18 protein-coding genes are annotated in these 18,796 nt (G+C 72.9%); 11 read left to right on the plus strand and 7 right to left on the minus strand.

Annotated elements, in window-relative coordinates; translation table 11 throughout:
- The first annotated feature begins 1 nt into the window (after position 1).
- Entirely contained in the window at positions 2–901 is a 900-nt protein-coding gene (locus O7635_RS18890; protein ID WP_278081762.1) for a type II secretion system F family protein, read from the plus strand.
- A 1-nt stretch (position 902) separates the two neighbouring features.
- Here O7635_RS18890 and O7635_RS18895 read toward each other — a convergent pair whose 3' ends face one another.
- Positions 903–1,469, minus strand: coding sequence for a response regulator transcription factor (locus tag O7635_RS18895; RefSeq protein ID WP_278081763.1), 567 nt, complete (start codon positions 1,467–1,469; stop codon positions 903–905).
- Between the two features lie 181 nt (positions 1,470–1,650).
- On the opposite strand from O7635_RS18895, the gene O7635_RS18900 reads away from it, so the two are divergent.
- Positions 1,651–3,786, plus strand: a complete 2,136-nt coding sequence (locus tag O7635_RS18900) for a protein kinase (protein WP_278081764.1) — start codon at positions 1,651–1,653, stop codon at positions 3,784–3,786.
- A 40-nt stretch (positions 3,787–3,826) separates the two neighbouring features.
- Complete coding sequence (locus O7635_RS18905; protein ID WP_278081765.1) at positions 3,827–4,672, plus strand: MBL fold metallo-hydrolase; 846 nt, start codon at positions 3,827–3,829, stop codon at positions 4,670–4,672.
- Positions 4,673–4,712: 40 nt separating this feature from the next.
- On the opposite strand, the gene O7635_RS18910 is transcribed toward O7635_RS18905, so the two are convergent.
- A complete protein-coding gene (locus O7635_RS18910) occupies positions 4,713–6,134 on the minus strand; it encodes an RICIN domain-containing protein (protein ID WP_278081766.1) in 1,422 nt (473 codons plus the stop codon).
- Positions 6,135–6,314: 180 nt separating this feature from the next.
- On the opposite strand from O7635_RS18910, the gene O7635_RS18915 reads away from it, so the two are divergent.
- Both O7635_RS18915 and O7635_RS18920 read left to right on the plus strand, forming a co-directional pair.
- A complete protein-coding gene (locus O7635_RS18915; protein WP_278081767.1) occupies positions 6,315–6,863 on the plus strand; it encodes a QsdR family transcriptional regulator in 549 nt (182 codons plus the stop codon).
- Between the two features lie 65 nt (positions 6,864–6,928).
- Positions 6,929–8,242: an alpha/beta hydrolase domain-containing protein gene (locus O7635_RS18920; protein WP_278081768.1), complete on the plus strand. Its 1,314-nt coding sequence runs from the start codon at positions 6,929–6,931 to the stop codon at positions 8,240–8,242.
- A 32-nt stretch (positions 8,243–8,274) separates the two neighbouring features.
- Here O7635_RS18920 and O7635_RS18925 read toward each other — a convergent pair whose 3' ends face one another.
- Together O7635_RS18925 and O7635_RS18930 are read right to left on the minus strand one after the other, a co-directional pair.
- The gene (locus tag O7635_RS18925) at positions 8,275–9,051 is read right to left on the minus strand and encodes a hypothetical protein (protein ID WP_278081769.1); all 777 of its coding nucleotides are present in this window, start codon (positions 9,049–9,051) and stop codon (positions 8,275–8,277) included.
- Positions 9,048–9,968 (minus strand): ATP-binding cassette domain-containing protein, encoded by a 921-nt coding sequence (locus tag O7635_RS18930; protein WP_278081770.1) that lies wholly within the window; start codon positions 9,966–9,968, stop codon positions 9,048–9,050. Before O7635_RS18930 ends, O7635_RS18925 begins: the two co-directional genes overlap by 4 nt.
- Positions 9,969–10,023: 55 nt before the next feature.
- Here O7635_RS18930 and O7635_RS18935 point away from each other — a divergent pair, with 55 nt between their 5' ends.
- From O7635_RS18935 to O7635_RS18945, 3 genes are all read left to right on the plus strand, one after another.
- Positions 10,024–11,100 carry a sensor histidine kinase gene (locus O7635_RS18935; protein WP_278081771.1) on the plus strand — a complete coding sequence of 359 codons (1,077 nt, stop codon included), beginning with the start codon at positions 10,024–10,026 and terminating at the stop codon, positions 11,098–11,100.
- The gene (locus O7635_RS18940) at positions 11,097–11,747 is read left to right on the plus strand and encodes a response regulator transcription factor (protein ID WP_278081772.1); all 651 of its coding nucleotides are present in this window, start codon (positions 11,097–11,099) and stop codon (positions 11,745–11,747) included. Before O7635_RS18935 ends, O7635_RS18940 begins: the two co-directional genes overlap by 4 nt.
- A gap of 105 nt (positions 11,748–11,852) precedes the next feature.
- A complete protein-coding gene (locus O7635_RS18945; protein ID WP_278081773.1) occupies positions 11,853–12,248 on the plus strand; it encodes a hypothetical protein in 396 nt (131 codons plus the stop codon).
- Positions 12,249–12,334: 86 nt separating this feature from the next.
- Here the strand turns inward: O7635_RS18945 and O7635_RS18950 are convergent, their stop codons facing one another.
- Positions 12,335–13,633 (minus strand): FAD-dependent oxidoreductase, encoded by a 1,299-nt coding sequence (locus O7635_RS18950; protein ID WP_278081774.1) that lies wholly within the window; start codon positions 13,631–13,633, stop codon positions 12,335–12,337.
- Complete coding sequence (locus tag O7635_RS18955; RefSeq protein WP_278081775.1) at positions 13,630–14,523, minus strand: ferredoxin; 894 nt, start codon at positions 14,521–14,523, stop codon at positions 13,630–13,632. Before O7635_RS18955 ends, O7635_RS18950 begins: the two co-directional genes overlap by 4 nt.
- A 276-nt stretch (positions 14,524–14,799) precedes the next feature.
- On the opposite strand from O7635_RS18955, the gene O7635_RS18960 reads away from it, so the two are divergent.
- The 3 genes from O7635_RS18960 (at position 14,800) to O7635_RS18970 (ending at position 17,430) form a co-directional block, all read left to right on the plus strand.
- Positions 14,800–15,729: a DUF4142 domain-containing protein gene (locus O7635_RS18960; RefSeq protein ID WP_278081776.1), complete on the plus strand. Its 930-nt coding sequence runs from the start codon at positions 14,800–14,802 to the stop codon at positions 15,727–15,729.
- A 40-nt stretch (positions 15,730–15,769) separates the two neighbouring features.
- Entirely contained in the window at positions 15,770–16,882 is a 1,113-nt protein-coding gene (locus O7635_RS18965; RefSeq protein ID WP_278081777.1) for a Pecanex-like protein 1, read from the plus strand.
- A gap of 95 nt (positions 16,883–16,977) precedes the next feature.
- Positions 16,978–17,430 carry a hypothetical protein gene (locus O7635_RS18970; protein ID WP_278081778.1) on the plus strand — a complete coding sequence of 151 codons (453 nt, stop codon included), beginning with the start codon at positions 16,978–16,980 and terminating at the stop codon, positions 17,428–17,430.
- A 6-nt stretch (positions 17,431–17,436) separates the two neighbouring features.
- On the opposite strand, the gene O7635_RS18975 is transcribed toward O7635_RS18970, so the two are convergent.
- On the minus strand, positions 17,437–18,795 hold the full coding sequence (locus tag O7635_RS18975) for a glutamine synthetase family protein (protein WP_278081779.1): 1,359 nt from the start codon (positions 18,793–18,795) through the stop codon (positions 17,437–17,439).
- Position 18,796: the final 1 nt, after the last annotated feature.

An 18,796-nucleotide genomic window follows, 5' to 3' on the forward strand; every position in this document is an offset into this window, starting at 1 on the left:
CATGCTGCTGCTGGTAGGGGTGGTCGCGATCGCCGCCGCGATCGCGGTCGTCGGCGTCACGTTGACCGCCGGCAACCCGCACGAGGCGGTCACCCGAACCATCGACACGGCCGACCGCGGCTACCGGGTCGCCGGGGTCGAGGCGGTCAACCCCGCCGCCGGCGTGTCGCTCCCGCCCGCCGCGTACGCCCTCGGGCAGGCGCTGGGTCGCGGTGGTGTGTCGGCCTGGCTGGCGCGGCGGTTGGACCAGGCCGGCAATCCCGCGTGGCTCAGCGTGCCCAAGGTGATCGCCTACCAAGGCCTGCTGGTGGTCGTCGGCGCGGCGGTGGCGTTCGCGCTCGCGGTGCTGTTCGCGACGCCGCTGACCTGGCCCGTGTGGGCGCTGGTCGGGGCTGCCGCCGGTTACGCCGCCCCCGCGCTGCTCGTGCTCCATCTCGCTCAGGAGCGGCAGGAGCTGCTCCGGCGTACGCTGCCCGATGTGCTGGACACCCTCGTGGTGACGGTCGAGGCCGGGCTGGGTTTCGAGGCGGCGCTCGCGCAGGTGGTGCGCAACGGGCGCGGGCCGATGGTCGGTGAGTTCGCCCGGGTGCTGCACGAGATGCAGATCGGCCGGTCGCGGGTCGACGCGTTGCGGGAGATGGCGGCGCGCACCAACGTGACCGAGTTGCGGGCCTTCGCGTCCGCGGTCGTGCAGGCCACCACGCTGGGCATCCCGATGGGCAAGGTGCTGCGGCAGCAGTCGGCCGAGATGCGGGTGCGGCGCCGGCAGCGGGCGGAGGAGCTGGCGCAGAAGGTGCCGGTGAAGATCCTCTTTCCGATGATCTTCTGTATCTTCCCGGCGCTGTTCGTGGTCGTCATCGGACCGGCCGCCATCAAGATCCTGCAGGCGTTCGGTGGCTGAGTCAGCCCGCCTGGGGCAGGTCGCCGCCGCCCGCGAGCTTCGCGCGGATGCGGGCCACGTGGGTGCGCACCGTGGACTCGTTCAGGCCCAGCCGGCGGGCCACCTCGGCCTGGCCGAGGCCGGTGCGCACCAGGTCGTGGACCTCCTGCTCGCGCGGGCTCAGGGCGACCGACCGGGTGCGGCGCAGCGCCGCGTTCAGCGTCTCCGCCGAGTAGCTCACGCCGCCGGACAGGCAGGTCCGGATCGCGGCCGCCACCTCGACGACCCCGGCGTCGCGCGGGACGTACGCGGCCACGCCCGCCGCCAGCGCCCGCTCCAGGAGGCGGCGGGTGGCCGCGCCGACCACCAGGACGGGAACGCTCAGGCGCTGGGCCAGCGCGATGCCGTCGCCGTCTGGCAGGCGCAGGTCGACGGTGACCACGTCGGGGGCGAGGGTCTCGACGACCCGCAGGGCCTCGACCGCGGACGCGGTGCGGCCGGTGAGCTCGGTGTTGGGCAGGGTGGCGACCGCGCGGCTGATGGCGAGGTGAGTGGTCGCGTTGGCGTGGATGGCGAAAAGGGTCGCCATTGCACCACTCCGATCCGGTCGAATCCTTCCTGGGCCCCGTGTGAAGTCCTGTCGACGGTACTTGACATGCCTATGGATGGGCCTAGCGGACGATTAGGCGTCGATTAGGTCTTCCTTAAATCGCCAGTGGCGATCTATTTCGGACAACAGGTCGACGCAGCCGGGAGGAGGCCTCGGAATCGTGGACGACGAGACGATCGGCGCGCGCTACCGGCTGATCCGCCGGCTCGGCGCCGGCGGCATGGGGGTCGTCTGGCAGGCGTACGACCGGGTGCTCGACCGCGACGTCGCGATCAAGCTGCTGGCGGCCCAGTTCGCCCGCGACCCGGAGTTCCGCCGCCGCATCCTCGCCGAGGCGCGGGCCGCCGCGCGGCTGAGCCATCCGCACATCGCCAGCGTCTACGACTACGGCGAGACGGCGGACGGCGGCGAGCCCCGGCCCTACGTGGTGATGGAGCTGCTGCACGGCCGCTCCCTGGAACAGCGGCTCAAGCGGGGCGCGGTGCCGGTCGAGCCGGCGCTGCGGATCTGCGCCGAGGTCGCGTCGGCGCTGGCCGCGGCCCATGCCCGGGACGTGGTGCACCGTGACGTCAAGCCGGGCAACGTGATGCTCGCCTCCGGCGGCGCCAAGGTGGTCGACTTCGGACTCGCGGCCGTGGCCGGCAAGCGCGACGCGATGGAGGGCGAGCTCGTGCTGGGCACGCCGGCCTACCTGGCGCCGGAGCGGCTCGACGGGCGCCCGGTGGTCGCCGCCACCGACGTCTACGCGCTCGCGCTGCTGCTCTACCGCCTGCTCGCGGGGCGAATGCCGTGGACCGCCGAGACCAGCACGCAGATGCTCGAGGCGCACATCTATCTCGAGCCGGCGCCGTTGCCCAAGCTGCCCGGTGTGCCGCCGGTCGTCCGCGACCTGCTCCACCGCTGCCTCAACAAGGAGCCGGACGCCCGCCCCGTCAGCAGTGAGGTGACCGTGACGCTGGCCCGCGCCGCCGGAGTGCGGGTCCCGCTGGAGGGACTCGAAGACGTCGACCCGGACGACGGCGACGACATCGACGACTCGCCGGGGAGCGGCAGCCTCGGTTCGCGTACGACCGCGGACCGGCCCCGGATCGTCGGCGGGCCGCCCCGGACCGGCCGGGAGCCGTTCGCCGCGCGGCTGGGCGCCGACCTGGACGTCGCGCTCGACCACGTCAACCTGCGCCGCCAGGCCAGCGAGATGCTGCGCGGGACGGTCGGGTTCGACCTGGCGATCTGGGCGGTGCTCGACCCGTCGACGCTGATGTGGTCGGCCTGCGTGGTCGACGGCGGGCCACACGACCAGGCGCTGGAGCGCGAGCTGTTCGCCAACGAGTACACACAGGACGATGTGCTCAAGCTCGTCGACCTGGTCGGCGACCAGCGGATCGGCACACTTCACGCGGCCACGCACGGCGACCCGACGCTGAGTCCCCGGTTCCGCACCGTGCTGGGCCCGCGCGGCTTCACCGACGAGCTGCGGCAGTCCTTCTACGACGCCGACGGCACCTGGGGCGCGCTGTTCGCCTACCGGACGGACGGCCGGTTCAGCGCCGACGAGGTGGCCCAGCTCGCGCCGGCCGGCCGGCTGTTCGGGGCGGCCCTGCACAACGCGCTCGCCCGCGGGCACGCCGCGACGGAGCCGCCACCCGCAACCGCGCCGCCGGCCGAGGCGCCCCGGTCCGGCCGGTTCCGTCTGCCACGTCAACGCCGCAACCGCGGCCCTGGCCTGGGTGAGCCGCCGGCCGCGGCGCCGGTCGCGCCCGACTCCGAGACCGGCCGTCTGGTGCTATCCCCCGACGGCCGGCTGCTGGACGTCACGGCCGCCGCGCGCAGCGTCCTCGACGCGGTCGAGCTCGACCGGGTCGGCAACGCCGTCGCCAAGGGCCGCCGGACCGGCCTGGTCGACACGTCGGGCGGCCTGCGCTACGACGGCCGGTGGCTGGCCTTCCACGCCGTCGACCTGGAGAGCGCGATCGCGGTCAGCGTCGGCCGCATCCGGCCGCACGAGATCGGCGCCTTCGTCGTGCGGGCCCGCGGCCTCCAGGCGTGGCACGAGAAGATCCTCGGCGCCGTCGCCCGGGGCCGCAACACGCGGCAGATCGCCCGCGAGCTGAGCCTGTCGGTGTACGCCGTCGAGGACGGCCTGACCGAGCTGCTGACCGCCTTCCGCGCCGGCAGCCGGGCGGAGCTGCTGAGCAGCCTGTTCTTCGACCACTACGTGCCGTTCCACGCCTCCGACGTGCTCGTCCGGCGGGGGAATGCGCCCGACGCGGGAGGCGGGCACTCGAAGCTGCCCTGATCCGCCCCCGCCCGCGTCGATCGGTGCGAGCCTGGAGGGCATGGCAGCACTTTCTTACGAAACCTATGTGGCGCCGGCGAAACCGGTGGTTTCCGATGACGTGCCGGCCGGGGAGACCCGTGAGGTGTGGTCTCCGACCAGCGCCACGCTGATCCACGGCGAGCGGGAGGCGGTGCTGGTCGACGCGCTGCTGACCGACGGCGAAGGCGACGACCTGGCCGACTGGGTCGAGGACGCGGGCCGGGAGCTGACCGCCATCTATGTGACGCACGGGCACGGCGACCACTTCTTCGGCGCGGCGGCCCTGCTCGACCGGTTCCCCGACGCCCGGCTGGTGGCGACGCCCGAGGTGGTCGACGTGATGACCGAGCAACTGCGGCCGGAGGTCCTGGACGGCTTCTGGCGGGCCCGGTTCCCCGACCAGATCGGCGATCCGGTGGTGGCCGAGCCGCTCGACGGCGACACGATTCCGCTGGAGGGCGAGGAGCTGCACGCGGTCGCGCTCGGGCACAGCGACACCGACCACACGACCGCGCTGCACGCGCCGTCGATCGGGCTGGTGGTGGCCGGCGACAGCGTCTACAACGGCGTGCATCCCTACCTGGCCGAGGCCGGGCCTGGGGCCGACCGGCTCGGTGGCTGGTTCGGCGCGCTCGACACGGTGGCCGCACTGCGGCCGCGGGTGGTGGTGGCGGGGCACAAGGCGCCCGGCGCGCCGGACGCACCCGGCGACGTCGACGCCACCCGCGACTACCTGCGGGACTGGGCGGAGGCGGTGCGCCGCACGGGTGACGCCCGGGCCCTTTACGACACGATGGTCGAGCGATACCCGGACCGGATCAACCGCGCGGTCCTCTGGCACTCGGCCGAGGCCGCCAAAGCCTGAGGACCGGCGCGGCGGGTGCCCGCCGCGCCGGCCCGTTCGGTCAGACGGAGATCCGGCCCGCGCCGGCTCCCGCCGTGACGCTCGCCTTCACGCCGGAGGCGCTGTCGAGCTGGTACGAGTAGGGAATGCCGGCGACACTGCCCCCACCGCTCTCCGGGGTGCCGGAGCCGGTGAAGTAGTTGTTGCGCTGGACGATCGCGCCGTCGTCGGAGTCCGCGTAACCGACGAGGGTCGGCTCGTCGACGCCCTCGAAGTAGTTGCCCTCCACCAGCACGCCGGCGCCCATTGTGGACGCGACGCCGTACTCGTTGTTGTGGTAGTAGTTGTTGTAGACGTGCACCGGGTTGCCGAACCGGACCCGCGGGTGGCGGGTGCCGGAGCCGTCGAACCAGTTGTGGTGATAGGTCACCCGCAGGTGGCCGCGGTCCTCGCTCGCGTTGTCGTCGCTGTGCCCGAGCAGCATCGACTTGTCGTGCCCGTAGACGCGGTTCCACGAGACGGTCACGTAGTCGGAGGCGCGTTTGACGTCGACCGCGCCGTCGTACCCGTTGGTGAAGCTGTTGTGGTCCACCCAGACGCGGGTCGAGTACTGCACGTTGATCGCGTCGTCGTCCCAGTCGCGGAACGAGATGTTGCGGATGATCACGTTGCTGGCGTTGGCGACGTTGAGCCCGCAGCCGTCGATCACCGCGCCGGCGTTGCCGAGGATGGTCTTGTTGGAGCCGACCGAGATCATGCCGGAGCAGGAGATCGTGCCGGACACCCGGACCACCCGGGCGGTGCTGCCGGAGACCGCGCTGGACAGGGCCGACGAGCTGGTGACCGTGGTCGCCGCGGCGCTGCCGCCACCGGTGGTGCCACCTCCCTGGGTCGCCCAGCCGACGAGGCCGGTCTGCGGCGGGGTGCCGCCGCCGCCTCCGCCGCCGACCCGGTTCAGCGACCACTGCTGGTTCCAGCCGCCGAGGTCGGCGTACTGGGAGATGATGCCGCCGTCCGCGGTCGACCACTCCCAGAGGTCGAGCGCCTTGCCGCTGTGCCGGTTGAGCAGCTTCACGAAGCGGCTGTCGGTGTCGCGCACGGCGAAGTGCTGCCGGGTCGTGCCGTTGTCGGTGTTGGCCACGAGCTGCGCGCCGTCCTGGGCGTTGGGCAGCTCGAGGACCTTGCCGCTGTGCCGGGAGCGCAGCTTGTAGTAGCCGTTGCCGGCGTCCACGAACTGCCACTGCTGTGCGTTGTTGTCGGTGCGGGCCCACTGCACGATCGGGGCGCCGTCGGCGGTGTTGAAGTTGTAGAGATCGACGGCTTTGCCGCTGTGCCGGGAGACCAGCACGTAGTAGGCACCGGTGTCGATGGTCGCCGCGTGCGCGGGCGCGGCCACCACCTGCGTGACCGCGACGGCTGCCAGCAGGCCGAGGGCGGCCGCCAGCAGCGCGCGTACGCGGCGCGCGGGAGCGGATGGTTGCATTGTGAAAAGACCTCCATGCCGAGTCGCCGGCGGGGCTGGTCGCCGGCTTGCGTGAGTTGGCCAGGAAAGCGCTTTCCTCGGGCAACGTAGGGCTTTACAACCATGCTCGTCAATGCTTTGACGCGTGCAGGAAGTTTGCAGCCGTCGTGATCTTCCCTGGTCGGCGCTATCGTCAGCGGCATGCGGGTGGTCAGCCGGGAGCGGATCGTCGAGGGCGGCTGCGTGTTCTTCCTGCGGCACGCCACAGTGGACATGGGCGGCCTGGCCGACAGCCTGGCGGTCAGCCGGGCGACGCTCTACCGCGTGGTGCACGGCCGCGACCCGCTGCTCGGCGACGTGCTCTGGCGGCTCGGCGAGGCGACGTTGGCCCGTGCCCGGGCGCGGACGACCAGCCCCGGCATCGAGGGCGTGCTGGAGACCACCCGCCGGTTCGCCGGGCAGCTGCGGCAGGCCGAGCCGTTCCTGGCCTTTCTGCGGGCCGAGCCGGCGACCGCCGCCCGGGTGCTGTTCACGCCGGCCGGCGGGGTGCACGCCCGCGTCGTCGCCGCGCAGCGGGGCATCCTGGCCGCCGCGGCCGGTGTCGGCTGGTCGCCGGGCGACCTCGACAGCGCCGCCTACCTCTACGTGCGGATCATCGAGTCGGCCCTTTACGCCGAGCTGCTCGGCGGCGGCCCCGCCGACCCGGACACCGCCGAGCGGGCCGCGCGCGCCGTGCTGGAGGCATGCTGAGACGGCCGTCGCAGCTTGCCCGCCGGCCGTAGCCGCTCGCATCGACGACCACTTATGGTGCGGCCATGACTCGTCCCTGGCGCCGCGTCGCCCTCGCCACCGCCGCCGGCCTGGTCGGATCCCTGCTCACGGCCGCACCGGGCCAGGCCGCCGCCGCACCGGGCCAGGCCGCACCGGTCCTCCGCGGTCCGATTCCGGTGGGGGAGACGCACCCCTTCTTCTCGACGCCGTTCGACCTCGCCCGGCACGGCTACGTGGAGGAGGAGTTCTACCTCGCCGGCGCCGCGGACGGGTGGGACACCGCGGGCAACCAGGTGGCCACCGACGTGCCCTACCAGACCCGGCTCGTGGTGCGCCGCCCGGCGAGCCCGCGCGCGTTCAGCGGCACAGCCCTGGTCGAGTGGCAGAACGTGACGGCCGGCTACGACCTCGACGCGCTGTGGAACCCGGAGGCGACCGTGCGCGCCGGCCACGCCTGGGTCGGCGTCTCCGCCCAGCGGGTCGGCGTCGACCAGCTCCGCGGCTGGAGCCCGGCCCGCTACGGCGCGCTCGACGTGACCGGAGGCGGGCGGTTCGTGACCGACGAGCTGTCCTACGACATCTTCGCCCAGGCCGGCGCCGCGATCGGCCAGCGCCTGCGGGCCCGGACGCTGCTCGCCATCGGCGCCTCGCAGTCGGCGTCGCGGATGACCGTCTACTACGACCGGGTGCTGCCCCAGGTGCGGCCGGTCTTCGACGGCTACGGGTTCATCGTCGGCTCCGCGCCCACCCGGGTCGGCGCCGAGCCGGTCTTCCAGGTGCTGTCCGAGACCGACGTGCGTACGCCCGTCCGCCCGGCCGACACCGACCGCTTCCGCCGGTGGGAGGTGGCCGGCGGGGCGCACAGCGGCCACAACGGCCAGGTCTACCGGGCCCCGATCCAGGAACGCGACCTCGGCGCGGCGCCGGTATACACGTGCGCCCAACCGCCGTTCAGCCGGATCCCGGTGCAGCACGTTACCGCCGCGGCGTACGCGCACCTGGAGCGCTGGGTCGAGCGCGGCACGCCGCCACCGACGGCGCCGCCGATCGAGTTCAACGCCGACGGCACGAAGGCCCGCGACGAGCTGGGCCTGGTCCGGGGCGGCATCCGGCTGTCGCAGCTGGCGGTCCCGACGGCCCTGAACACCGGCGACAACGCGGGCGAGTCGTTCTGCTTCCTGTTCGGCACGCACCAGCCGTTCGACGAGGCCACATTGGACCGTCTTTACAGGACTCACCTGGGTTACGGCGCTCGGGTGGTGGCCGTCGACGCGCGCAACATCGTCGCCGGCTACCTCCAGCCCGCCGACGCGGCACAGAACCTGCGCGAGGCCCTGCGATCCGACGTCGGCCGCTGAAGAAGCCGGCGGCGCCGCAGGGCGCCGCCGGCTCAGGCGTCGCGGCGCCGGAAGAGGGCCCCGGCGGTGACGACGACCAGGGCGACGAAAACCGCGAACACCCCACCCGACGGCCAGCGGCTGAGCAGGCCCACCTCCGACGCCAGGCCGCCGGACGCCTCGCCGGCCGCGCTGACCAGTTGGAGGCCCGCGGTGAACGGCAGGAACTTCACCGCCGGCGTCAGCCAGTCGAGCTGCGGCACGTAGGACAGCCGGAAGACGAGCTGTTCGACGATCATCGGCGTCACCAGCAGCACCACCAAGGCCCCGGGGACGCCCCGCAGGAGCTGGCCGAGCGCGACCCCCAGCAGCGCCCAGCCGGCCGCCAGCAACAGGTAGCCCGACACCGTCGGGTCGGTCACGTCCGGCGGCAGGTCCCAGAACGGCAGCGTGGCGGCGATGTTGAGCACCATCGACAGCGCGGCCGTCAGCACCGCCGTGCCCGCGACCACGATCAGCTTGGCGGTGAACAGGGTGACCCGCTGCGGCACCGACGTCAGCGTCGGCTGGATCGTGCCATAGCGGTAGTCGTGGCCCGAGGCGAACACCCCCAGCACCGCCAGCAGGACGATCGCCATCGGCACCGGCGCGTGGGCCCCGCCCCCGGTCACCACCGCCACCACCACGTCGTGGGCCGGCGTCCCGTGCCGGGTCGCGTAGGCCGCCAGGAACGCGATCGCCGCGTTCACCAGCAGGGCCGAGCCGATCAGCCAGTACGTGGACCGCAGCGTACGCAGCCGCACCCACTCGAAGCGCAACGCGTCCGTCATGCCGCACCGCCCGGCGCCTGCGCGACGTACTCCTCGGCGTCGCCGGTCGCCGTCATGAACGCCGTCTCCAGCGAGGCGGTCGCCGTGGTCAGCTCGTGTACCCGCACCCCCGCGCCGAACGCGACGTCGCCCACCGCGGCCGCGTCGGCGCCGTGCACCCGCAGCGCGCCGTCGTCCAGCGGCTCGGCGCTGACCCCGTCGAGATCCCGCAGCGCGGCTGCCAGCACGGAGACCGACGGCGTGCGCACGAGGACCGTCGACTGCGTGAACTCGCGAACGAACCCCTCGACCCGGCCGTTGTAGATCATCCGACCCCGGCCGACGACGACCAGCTCGTCGGCCATCAGCGACATCTCCGAGAGCAGGTGGCTGGAGACGAGAATGGTCCGGCCCTCGGCGGCCAGCGCCCGCAGCACGTCGCGCAGCCAGTGGATGCCGTGCGGGTCCAGGCCGTTGGCCGGCTCGTCGAGGATCAGCGTGCCCGGGTCGCCGAGCAGCGCCTGGGCCAGGCCGAGTCGCTGCGCCATGCCGAGCGAGAAGCCCTTCGGCTTGCGGCGGGCCACGTCGGCGATGCCGACGAACTCGAGCACCTCGTCGACCCGCGCGGCCGGGATCGCGCTGCCGGCGGCCAGCATCCGCAGGTGGTTGCGGGCGGTGCGGGTCGGGTGGAACGCCTTCGCCTCGAGCACCGCGCCGATCTCGCGCATCGGGTGCCGAATCGTGCTGAACCGGCGCCCGTCGAAGAGGGTCTGGCCGGTGCCGTGGTCGAGGTCGAGCATCAGCCGCATGGTGGTGGACTTGCCGGCGCCGTTGGGGCCGAGGAAGCCGGTGACCATGCCGGGGCGGACCTCGAACGTGAGGTCGTCGACGGCGACCTTCGCGCCGTACCGCTTGCCCAAGCGGGTCGCTGAAATCATGCCGGCAGGATCGCCCAGGGTTGCTGTGTCCCGGCTGAGAGTCGAGAGTGGTGGCGTGAAACGGGCCCTGGCCGCACTGACCGTCGCCGCGTTCGTCACCCTCCTGGTCGACGTGCTCGCGGCGCACCGGCCCGCGTACGCCATCTTCCCGGCCGGCGTGTTCGTGCTCGCCGCTACCTTCGGCTTCGCGCTGGTCGAGACCCGGGCCGAGCGCTGGCCGCGGTACGCGTACATCGTGCTGCTCTTCCCCCTCGGCGGCACGGTGTTCGCGACCTCCGGCGCGTCTGTCGGCGCCACGCTGATGCTGGTCGTGCTGGTCAGCCAGACCACCCTGCTGCTGCCGATGCCGGCCGTGGTCGCGGTGGTCGCGCTCGTGCCGTTCTTCCACGCGGGCATGGCGTTCGCCGAGGGCCTGCGCGAGGGCCTCGGGCTGCTGGCCGCCGCCGTGTTCGCCGCCGTGCTGACCAAGCTGCTGATGCGCGAGCAGTCGGCCAGGGCGCAACTGCGGGAGTACGCGACGCAGGTCGAGCGGCTCGCCGCGGCGCAGGAGCGCAACCGGGTGGCCCGCGACATCCACGACGGACTCGGGCACGCGTTGACGGTGGTGCAGATGCAGATCAAGGCGGCCCGGGCGGTGCTGGCCAGCCAGCCGGAGCGGGCCGACGAGGTGCTCGCCAAGGCCCAGGACCAGGCCGAGGAGGCCCTGCGTGAGGTGCGCCGGTCGGTCGGCGCGCTGCGCGAGCCGCGGCCGGCGGTGCCGCTGCCGGAGGCGCTCAAGGCGCTGGCCGCGGAGACCTCGGCGGCCGGCGTGACGACCGAGCTGAGCGTGACCGGCACCGTGCGGGCGCTCGGCCCCGAGACGGCGGAGTCGCTGTTCCGGGCGGCCCAGGAAGGCCTGACCAACGTGCGCAAACACGCCGGCGCGAGCCGGGTGGAGCTGACCCTCGACTACTCGCGGCCGGCGGCGGTGCGCCTCGAGGTGCGCGACGACGGCGCCGGCACGGCGGGGGAGGGCGGCACGGGCTACGGCCTGCTCGGCGTACGCGAACGCGCCACGCACCTCGGTGGCCGGATGAGCCTGGAGTCGGCGCCGGGCCAGGGCGCCACCCTGCTCGTCGAGGTGCCCGGATGACCGTGCGCGTGTTGCTCGTCGACGACCAGGCGCTGTTCCGCGAGGCGCTGGCGATGCTGCTCGGCGTGCGGGCCGACGTCGAGGTGGTGGGCGAGGCCGGTGACGGCGCGCAGGCGCTGGCCCGGGTCGCCGAGACGGCCCCCGACGTGGTGCTGATGGACCTGCGGATGCCGGTGCTCGACGGGGTGGCGGCCACCCGCCGGTTGAAGGTCGACCATCCCGGCGTACGGGTGATCGCGCTGACCACGTTCGACGACGACGAGGACGTGTTCGCGGCGCTGCGCGCCGGTGCGGTGGGTTACCTGCTCAAGGACGTCTCGTCGGAGCGGCTGGTCGAGGCGGTGCTGGCGGCCGCCCGGGGCGAGTCGGTGCTCCAGCCGTCGGTGGCGGCCAAGGTGGTGGCCCGGATCGCCACCTTGCCCGTCGACGAACCGAGGCCGCCGCAGCCGCTGGTCGTGCCGCTCTCCGACCGCGAGCTGGACGTGGTCCGGCTGCTGGCGCAGGGCCGCAGCAACCGCGAGATCGCGGCGGCGCTCTACCTGGCCGAGGGCACGGTCAAGAACCATGTGACCAACGTGCTCGGCAAGCTCGGCGCCCGCGACCGCACCCAGGCCGCCCTGCGCGCCCGCGCCCTCGGCCTCCTGTGACCGCCGGGGTCATGACCCCGGTCATGACCTTCGGCACCTGGCACGGCGGCCGGCACCCGGGAGCATCGACGTCACCGAACGAGAGCTCACGAGGGGACACCGATCATGACCGCCGCCGCGCAGCCCACCCGCACGGGCCACCTCCGCTTCGCCCTCCACTACCTCGAGATGGTCGTCTCGATGTTGGTCGGCATGTTCGCGCTCGCGCCGCTGTGGCCGGCCGCGGCCACCGCCCACCCGGCCGCCGACGCGCTGGTCATGGCCACCAACATGTCGATCGGCATGGCGGTCTGGATGGCGATCCGCCGGCACGCCTGGCCCCGGATCGCCGAGATGGTGGCCGCGATGTACGCGCCGTTCGTCGTGCTGCTGGTGCCGTACTTCCTCGGCGCGCTGTCGGGGCACGGCCTGATGATGGGCGGCCACGTGCTGATGTTCGTGACAATGCTGGCCGCGATGATCTGGCGCCGCGGCGACTATTACCACCACGGTCACCACTGACGCGAATAAATGAGTCGGCCGGGAGCGAACTCGCTCCGGCCGACTCTTTTTCCTTTTGCTTATTTCTTCCTTAAGAATTGCACGGGTCAGGCGACTGACGCGAGGCGGCGCGGCGCCGGCTCCGAGATCTCCTGGTGCTGCGGGGTCTCGGTGCGCATCGGCAGCGGGACCGCCTGCATGGGGGGCAGCGGGGTCGCGATCATCGCGCGGGCCAGCGAGGTGAACGCGTGCGCCGCGTTGACCGAGACGAGGCCGACCAGCCGGTCGTCGCGGTGGTAGCCGACGACCACGCCGGACCGGGCCTTGTCGCGCCGGTGCCGCTTCAGCTCGCTGATCGAGACCTCGCCGTCGGGCACGAGCTCGCCGCAGACCTGGATGCGCAGGCCCCACTGCTCGGTCCAGAAGCGCGGGATGACGGTCACCGGGCCGGCCTCGCCGTCCTCGGCGAGCAGCGTCCGGGCAGCCCCGCGGCCCTGCTCGAGCGAGCTGATCCAGTGCTCGGCCTTGCGCGGGGTGGGCCCGTAGCGCAGGTTGGGCCAGCTGGCGACGGCGCCGCAGGCGACAACGTCCTCGAGGCCGATCACCCGCAGGCTCGGGTCGCAGGCGACGCCGTTGGACAGGTCGATACCGGCGTTCTCCAGCCAGCCCGTGTCGGGCCGGCCGCCGGTGGTCGCGACCACCACGTCGCCGATCAGGTTCTCGCCGTCGTCGAGCTGCACCATCCAGCCGTCGCGGAACCGGTTGGCGGAGGCGACCCGGTGCCCGAGCCGGAAGTCGACGCCCTCCTCGCGCATCACGTCGGTGACGTGGCCGCCGATCTCCTCACCGAGGGCGCGGGCCATCACCTGGTGCTTGGAGTCGATGACGACGCAGTCGCGGGCCATCGAGCGCACGGCCGAGGCGACCTCGGAGCCGGTGATGCCGCCGCCGACGATGATGACCCGCTCCGCGGTGCGCAGCGCGCGCCGCAGGGCCCAGGCGTGCTCCAGGTTGTGCAGCAGGTGCACACCCGGCTCCGCGGCCCACTTCGGCATGCTGGGCGACGAGCCGGTCGCGATGACCAGGCCGTCGTACGCGAAGGACTCGCCCGTGTCGGTCTCCACCCGGTGGTTGTCCGGGTCGAGGTCGATCGCCGTGCGGCCGAGGTACCAGGTCAGGTCCTCGTCGTGGAACGGCATCCGGGTGTCCTGCGGTCGCTTGTGGCCGGTCAGGATGCCCTTGGAGCACGACGGACGGTCGTACGGGCCTTCCTTCTCCGCGCCGAGCATGGCGATCTCGCCCGGGAACCCTTGGCGCCGCAACTCTTCGGCCGCGGCGACGCCGGCGCGCCCCGTCCCGACGATGAGAATTCGGCCGTAGTCCGCGCGCCTGATCCGCCGCGTCATCGGTCTCCCCTGCTACGTCGACGTGGACCGGCGCCCGAGCCCGCCGGAATCCTTGTTGGGCCGGTCAACGGCTGCTCGGCCGGCTCAGTCCGCTTCTGGGTCACCACCGTGGTCGCGGTCCGGTTGAGCTGGATCGCCCGGGCCGGACACACCTCCACGGCTCTGATCACGTCACTTGCCAGGTTGGGCGGCACGGTCGCCTTGTAGGCCAGGCGCCCGTCAGCGCGCAGGGCGAACACCTTGGGCGCCTCGTGCTCGCAGAACCCGAACCGCGCGCACCGGTTGCCGTCGACGTTGACCAGCAACTCGTCGCCGACGCCGGCATTGCCGTTGCGCCGGTTGGCGGACTCCTGCCGCCAGTTGAGCCACATGGGCGTCGTCGTCATCCACAACAGCAGCGTGATGACGAAGGAGCCGAGCACCGCGCCCCAGCGGATCCCCGTGGCCATCTCCGAGCCGGACATCAGCACGTGCCCGACCAGCAGCATGTAGGCCACGTAGTTGAACGCGTGGAACGCGCGCCACCTGGTGTAGCCGATCTTCTTCTGGATCAGCACCGAGATCGTGCACGCCGCGAAGAGCTCCAACGAGATCACGCCGACGCCGATGCCGATCGGGTCGTACGGGTTGGTGAACGGCACCACCACGTCGATCAGCCTGACCGTGCCCATCGGGCCGGCGAGCTGGGTGAAGCCGTGCACCACGCCGAGCGTGAGGCCCAGCAGGGCGATGGTCTGGTGGATGCCGTAGACGGTGGCGTGCTTGATCCGGCTCTGCGCCCAACCGTTGCGGAGCATGAGTCCCCAGAGGACCGCCAGCCAGAGCAGGAAGAGCGACAGGAACCCGACCGCGGCCGCCACGATGTGCACGGACTCTTGCGCATTGCGCACGGTGGATCCTCCGTTGTTCGCGACGGGAAGTGGGGACAACGCAAGTATGGTGCCGACCGTCGAATTGTCAATCTGGTGTCGTCGCCCGTTTCGGGGGTAGTTTTCCGTGGCCAACACGCTGCGAAACGAGTGCCGGACAGTCGGTTCGCGAACTATAAATTTCGTTTAGGCGCGGCCTAGGGGTTCCTTCACTTAAGCCTTCTCTAATTGACAGGTGTTTATCGTCATCCTTCGTGTCGAGGCGCGGCTGCGGCCGCCGACGTCGAGGGAGTGAAGGTGGAAGTCCGCCAGCTGGTCGGGTTGGGTGCGCGAGCGGTCGCTCTGGCGTCGTTGGTCGTGCTGGTGCCGGCGACCGCCGCGTTGGCGATCGACCGGCAACAGGCCGCGGCCCCGGCGGCGATGAGCCACCCGGGTCACGTCGCGGGCATGAACCACGCCGCGCACCAGGCGGCGATGGCCCAGGCCACCTGGGACCTCAAGCACGCCGAGCACATGGCCGCGATGAACGCCCTCGAGCAGGTGCTGAAGACCTCGACGCTGCTCGCTCCACCGGAACAGCCGCTCCCGGTCCCGGTGCCGCCGGACGTCGCGGTCTCCGAGAACGGCAAGTACGGGCCGCTCGGCCCCGCCGACATCGACCTGGTGGTCAAGGTCCGGCTGGCCGGCCTCTGGGAGCAGCCCGCCGGCGACATGGCGGTGAAGAAGGGCCAGAGCCCGCGGGTCCGTGAGATCGGCAAGATGATCGCCGAGCAGCACGCGGTGCTCGACCAGCTCGACCGCAACGCCGCCGCCAAACTGGGCATCGCCCTGCCGAACGAGCCGAACAACGACCAGAAGTTCTGGCTCCAGGAGATGGCGGACGCCGAGGGCGCCGAGTTCGACTCCGTTTTCGTCGACCGCCTCCGGGCCGCACACGGCAAGGTCTTCTCCGTCATCGCCGACGTGCGGTCCGGAACCCGCAACGACGTCGTCCGCGAGCTGGCCCAACAGTCGAACCAGTTCGTCGCGACCCACCTGACGCTGCTGGAGAGCACGTCCATCGTCGACTGGAAGCACCTGGCTCTGCCGCCGGAGCCCGCCGACGGCCCCGTTCCCGCCGCCGGCTACATCAAGAGCGGTGTCAGCCCCACAGTCATCTGGCTGGTGTTGGGAGCGGCGCTGGTCGCCGGCACCATCACCACGCTTCGCGTAGTCCGTCCCCGATGAAAACCGCAACGGTGAGTGTCCACATGGAAGGTGACACGGAATGACCAGAACCAGGCAGCGCCCCCGCAAGAACCGGCGGTTCATCGCCGTGTTCGCGACGCTGGCGGTGTTCGCCGGCCTCGTGGCGGTCACCCAGGTCTCGCTGGCCGGTAGCTGGCGGCGCAACAACAACAGCCTCCCGGTGTGCCCGCCGTCGGCTGCCGCCCCCGCGACCTCGCACGACCACAGCAACGAGCAGGACCCCGACGCGACGCCGCCGGCCGACGCGCCGCCCGGCGAGGTGGCCGGCGCGGCCGGTGACGGCACCACGGGCGACGCCCCGCCCGCCGACGCCGAGTCGCCGGCCGCGGACGCCCCGGCCGAGGACGCCGAGGCGGCGGCCACGACGCCGGCCGCGCAGCAGCAGCAGCAGCAGCGACGCCGTGACGGCGACCGGCAGCGGTGCCGGCCGGCCAGCACGCCGACCAGCACGACCGGCGGCGGCTCCAACGGTGGCGGCTCCAACGGTGGCGGCTCGAACGGTGGCGGCTCGAACCCGGGCAGCACCAGTGGCCCGACCACCAACCCGACCAGCACGACCAGCCCCACCTCGGCGCCCCCGCCGCCCACGCTGCCGGAGACGCTCGGCAACACCTGTGAGGGCACGCAGCTCCAGGAGCACGACGGCTTCCAGAACGGCCCCCGCTGCGTGGGCACGCAGTTCGGTGAGGTCGGCGCCGTCGAGGACAACCCGACGCTGCTGATCAGCCGGGCGCCCGGCCTGGTCCGGGTCAACCAGCAGTTCGACATCCAGGTCAGCACCCGCAACCTGGTCCGTGACCGGTTCCTGCCGGCCGCAGCCGGTGGCTACTACAAGGAGAGCTCGCGGCTGACCGAGGAAGGCCTGCAGCGCGGTCACTTCCACGTCGCCTGCCGCCTGCTCAGCGGCCGCCAGGCCCAGGACCCCGCGCCGGTGCCGGCCTTCTTCAAGGCGGTCGAGGACGGTGGCGGCGGCGCCAACCCCGACACCGTGACCGTGACCGTTCCTGGTCTGGCCGCGGCCGGTGTGGCGCAGTGCGCAGCGTGGGCCGGTGACGGTTCGCACCGCATCCCGATGATGGTGCGGGCCAACCAGATCCCCGCGTTCGACTCCGTCCGGGTCGTCGTGCGCTAGCAACAACGGAGCACTACCGCTGCGGCAGGGCCGGGCGTCGGGCAGCCGGCGTCCGGCCCCCGCGGCAGCACCACCCGATCCGCGAAGGGTGCATGATGGACCACCGACCCGCGCCGGTACGGATCCGAGCGCTCACCGGGGTCTACCGGTTCGACTCCGGCGTGCGGGGCGGAGCCGGCCTGCTCGCCGCCCGGCTGACCGGTGCCGGCTGCGCGTTGCGGGCCCTGACCCACCACGGCCTGCTCGTCAATCCTGAGTGGACGGCGATGGCGGCGGAGCTGATCGTCCCCATGACGCTCACCCATCTCGACCTCACCCCGGAGGCGGTCCACGCGATCGCCCGCGACGGCCGCCCCTGCGTGCTGGCCGAGACCCGCGCCGGCACCGTCCCGCTGCTGGGTCCGGCCGACCTCACCTGGATCGGCGGCCGGGTCACCGTCTTCCTCGACGAGGTCCGCCGCGCCGCCCGCGACGCCGGCCTGACCTGGACCATGCGGATGTGGGACAACAGCCCGGCCCCGCGCTACGCGGCCAACTCCGCCTTCTGACCGGGATCAGTAGCGCCAGCGGGTCGCCGCGACCACCGTCTCGTCGTCGGCACCCTCGAACAGCGCGATCTCGCCACGCCGCACCGTTGCCACCGTGTCGATCACCGCCGGGCCCAGCGCCGCCGCGAGCACCTCGTCGGCCTCGAACGCCACCACCGCGGCGGTGAGCGACTCCGGGAGCCGCTCGATGCCGCGCTCCGCGCGCTCGCCGGGCGCCAGCACCGCCGGGTCGACCGGCACCGGATCCGGCAGCCGCGCGGCCGCCGCGACGCCGGCCCGGCCGGCCGCGAGCAGACCGGCCAGCAGGAGATAAGGGTTCGCCGCCGCGTCGACGCACTTCACTTCCAGGTTGGCGTTGGGACCGGCGATCATCCGCAACGCCGCTTCCCGATTCTCCAGGCCCCAGCACGCGTACGCGCCGGCCCAGAGCGACGGCATCAGCCGCAGGTAGGACGCGACCGACGGGGCCCCGAGCGCCAGCAACGCCGGCAGCCGGTCCAGGATGCCCGCCGCGAACGCCTCGCCGACGCGGTCGAGCCCGAGCGGCCCGCCACCGCCCGACATCAGGCTCGCGCCGTCGCGCCACAGGCTCAGGTGCACGTGCCGCCCGTTGCCCACGGCGCCGGCGACCACCTTGGGCGCGAACGACGGGCGCAGGCCGTGCGCGGCGCTCACCGCCCGGATCGTCTCCTGCGCCAGCACGACCGTGTCGGCCGCGCCCAGGGGATCCTCCGGCGCGACCGAGACCTCGAACTGGCCGTGCGCGTACTCCGGGTGGATCTGCTCGACCGCCACGCCCTGCGCTGCCAGCGCCGCGAGCACCTCGCGCAGATAGGGTGCCAGCTCGACCAACCTGATCATCCCGTACGCGGGCCCGGTGGTGGCCGGCGTGAACGCGTCGCCGGGGCCGCGCGAGACGCACCACTCGACCTCGAACCCGGCGCGCACGTGGATGCCGTCGGCCCCCAGCCGCCCCACCTCGCGGCGCACCAGCCAGCGGCCGTCCAGCGGGTGCGGCACGCCGGCCTGGTCGAAGCGCTCCGCCGGCGCCCACGCCCAGCCCGGCGTGGCGGCCAGCGGCACCAGCCGGTCGAGGTCGGGGTGCAGGCGCAGGTCGCCGACCGGGCCGCCGGCGAACCGGCCGAGCACCGAGCCGTCGTCGACCAGGAAGGTGTCGAACACGGGCGCCGCGCCGGCGCCCCAGGCGGCGGCGTGCGGGAGCCGGGCGAGCGGCACGGCCTTGACGCGGGTGATGCCGCTGGTGTCGACCCAGGTCAGCGCCACACCGTCGACACCGTCGGCGGCCAACCGGTCGACCGCCTCCCGTGCGCGATCGGCCCGGCTGTCGCGCTCGCTGGCCTCCACG

The sequence above is a fragment of the Asanoa sp. WMMD1127 genome (assembly GCF_029626225.1).
GTDB lineage: Bacteria > Actinomycetota > Actinomycetes > Mycobacteriales > Micromonosporaceae > Asanoa.